At 59.4% G+C, this 2,967-nt stretch carries 2 protein-coding genes and 1 pseudogene; all 3 read left to right on the top strand.

Annotated features, from left to right (window positions below; all coding sequences use genetic code 11):
* The first annotated feature begins 672 nt into the window (after positions 1–672).
* Positions 673–1,596 carry a site-specific integrase gene (locus VSR34_RS37715; RefSeq protein ID WP_342965151.1) on the top strand — a complete coding sequence of 308 codons (924 nt, stop codon included), beginning with the start codon at positions 673–675 and terminating at the stop codon, positions 1,594–1,596.
* Positions 1,597–1,604: 8 nt separating this feature from the next.
* Positions 1,605–2,360: pseudogene (locus tag VSR34_RS37710) on the top strand (transposase); the annotation flags it as partial.
* A gap of 170 nt (positions 2,361–2,530) precedes the next feature.
* Positions 2,531–2,967: IS6 family transposase (locus VSR34_RS37705; protein WP_342965150.1), on the top strand; the 437-nt coding region annotated here is incomplete at its 3' end.

Genomic DNA, 2,967 nt, shown 5'->3' with positions numbered 1-2,967 from the left:
CGACGGCGCTCCGGCTCGGTCAGAATTTCGATGCTTTCCACGTAATGACTAGGCTTACTGATAGGCACAAGACTATCCCTTATTTTAAGAGAGTCCTCGTGTCCTCAGATACGTGGGGCCGCTCCAGTATTCTTCCTCATGGTGTCTGCCATTTGTCATTTCCCTTCGCATTCGAAGCAAGGTTCTCACGTTCCATACCAAAGCCTGTGTTGAGCGCATGCCGCCTATACACCGACTGCCATCGGGTCCGTAATCAGGTGTCGTCCCGACTGATCCTGGGGCTATCTCATGACTCCAGTTTTGACAGCGCTTTATAGAAAACTAACGATGCGTCGTCGGACGGTTTGCTTTCGCTCATCTGCTCAACACGTACCTGCCACCCTAGCCGGGTGACTTTTCCACGGTCGCTCACCACCACGCCTTTTGGACGCAGCAGCACCGGGCGGTTTGAAGCCTGCTCCTGAAAGCCGACTTCGGGAGGCCTGCTCCCATCTTCAGTACAGCATCGCAGACTTACGCCTGCGTTCGTGACACACTGAGATAAGTTTTCTTGCACTAAACCGCTGGCGCGGTAGGGGTGGAGAGCGAGAGCTTATAGCCGACGTTCATCAGAGGTGGTAATCAGGCGCTGGATCGTCACCGAGGAGAAGTGGACGCCTCCGGGAGCAATATATGAACGCCCAACCGGGCTTCATCATTGTTTCCAGGAGGTTCCCCATGACGCCACTGCGTCAACGCATGTTAAGCGACATGCAGATCAGAAATCTCGCCGAGAATACTCAGCGATCCTATCTTCTTCAGGTTTCCAGCTTCGCCCGGCACTTCAACCGCTCGCCCGAGTTACTGGGTCCTGACGAGATACGGGCCTGGCTCATCTATCTCCGGGAGGAGCGCAAGCTGGCCCCCTCCAGTCTCCACCCAACGATCGGCGCACTGCGCTTCCTTTACCGTGTGACGCTCAAACGCGACTGGAGAGACGAGGACTTTCCTTTGCCGAAGAAGCCCTTCAGGCTACCCGTCATCCTGAGTCTCGATGAGCTAACAACCTTTTTCGATGCTATTCCCAGCCTGAAGTACCGTGCCATCCTCATGACCGCATATGCCGCTGGTCTTCGAATTTCAGAAGTGGCGCATTTGAAGACCAGCGATATCGACAGCCAGCGAATGGTTATCCGCGTCAACCAGGGAAAGGGCCACCGGGATCGCTTCGTGATGCTCTCCCCTCGGCTGCTCGATATCCTACGAACGTACTGGCTCGATGCTCACCCTCGCGACTGGCTTTTCCCTGGCGACATCCAGGGACGTCCGATCACCCCTGACGCGATCAGGCAGGCATGCAACAGGGCGCGGCAGCGCAGTGGCATCCAGAAACCGATTACACCGCATGTGCTGAGGCACGCGTTCGCCACCCATCTGCTGGAAGCCGGTACGGATGTGCGCCGGATCCAGGTGCTCATGGGCCACAGGTCGCTTGCTACCACCTCGAAATACCTGGCGGTGGCCACGAGCTCCGTGTGCTCCACCACCAGTCCCCTCGACCTGCTTCCGCACCCCGGACCCAACCCATCTCCGCCCGCTGCGCCCGAGTCCTTCTGAACGCAGTCATGCGGACGGCGCTCGAAGTGGCGGACGTCTTCCGCCGATGCGGTTCGAAGTTTCGGCAAGCCCATGCCGAGGGGCTCAGTCGTGCCCAGCGTCGCGTGATGAGCGCCATCGAGCTGTGCCGTACCGCCGCGCTTGGCGCCCATCTCGAGCAGTGCGATACGTGCTCACATCGGCGCATCACCTACAACTCCTGCCCGCATCGCGCCTGCCCGAAGTGCCAGTCGCTCGCTCGCGCGCAATGGCTTGAGCGGCGGCAAGCCGAACTCCTCTCCCGGGTGGAGTATTTCCATGTCGTCTTCACGCTTCCCGAATCCATCGCCGCGCTCGCCTTGCAGAACAAGAGGACGCTCTACGATCTGCTGTTTCGCGCCAGCGCCGAAACCATGCTCACGATCGCCGCCGATCCGAAGCACCTGGGTGCCGAAATCGGCTTCATCACAATCCTGCATACATGGGGGCAGAATCTGCTGCATCATCCCCATGTGCATTGCGTTGTGCCGGGCGGCGGCATCTCCCCGGACGGCAAGCGCTGGGTAGCCTGCCGTCCCGGCTTCTTCCTGCCCGTGCGGGTGCTCTCCCGGCTCTTTCGCCGACTGTTTCTCGAACAGCTGCGCCGCGCTTACGACGCTGGCGCGGTGCGCTTGCACGGTCAACTCGAATCCCTGAGGAATCCAACGGAATTCGCGGCCTGGATTGCGCCTGCCGCACAGGCGGAGTGGGTGGTCTACGCCAAGCCTCCCTTTGGCGGCGCCGAACACGGGTTTTGTCGCGATAAGGAAGTCGAGCCAAACAGATCCGAGATGATGAGGACTACTTATGCAGCTAACGAGTAGAACTGCTGGGCGGGATTTTGCGCGATGCCGCCGGGCTTTGTCGCAATACGGGATCTGCTAAGCTGAAGGCCCGAGGACGAACGATCTGATCGATGAAGCAGAGCCTGAATCCGGCTGTAGCGAAGGTGCTCAAGCGTCTGCACTATCCGCTTGATGTCATTCTTCTGTGCGTGCGCTGGTACGTTGCGTATCCGTTAAGTCTGCGCCACCTCGAGCAGATGATGGCCGAGCGGGGCATTTCGGTTGACCATTCGACCGTGCATCGCTGGGCGCTCAAACTGTTGCCGGTGCTGGAGAAAGCGTTCCGGCGCTGCAAGCGGGCAGTCGGCAAGAGCTGGCGTATGGACGAAACGTACATTCGGGTCAGGGGCGAATGGAAATATCTGTATCGCGCCGTGGACCAGACTGGCAACACGATCGATTTCCTGCTGCGAGCCCATCGTGACAAGGTTGCGGCCCGGCGCTACTTCGAAAAGGCGATCGCGCAGAACGGCGAGCCGGAGACCGTGACGATTGATAAGAGCGGATC

Origin of the sequence: Paraburkholderia sp. JHI2823 (assembly GCF_038900695.1) — a bacterium.
GTDB lineage: Bacteria > Pseudomonadota > Gammaproteobacteria > Burkholderiales > Burkholderiaceae > Paraburkholderia > Paraburkholderia mimosarum.
Note: the sequence above shows the minus strand (reverse complement) of the source record. Positions and strands in the feature narration are given on the sequence as shown.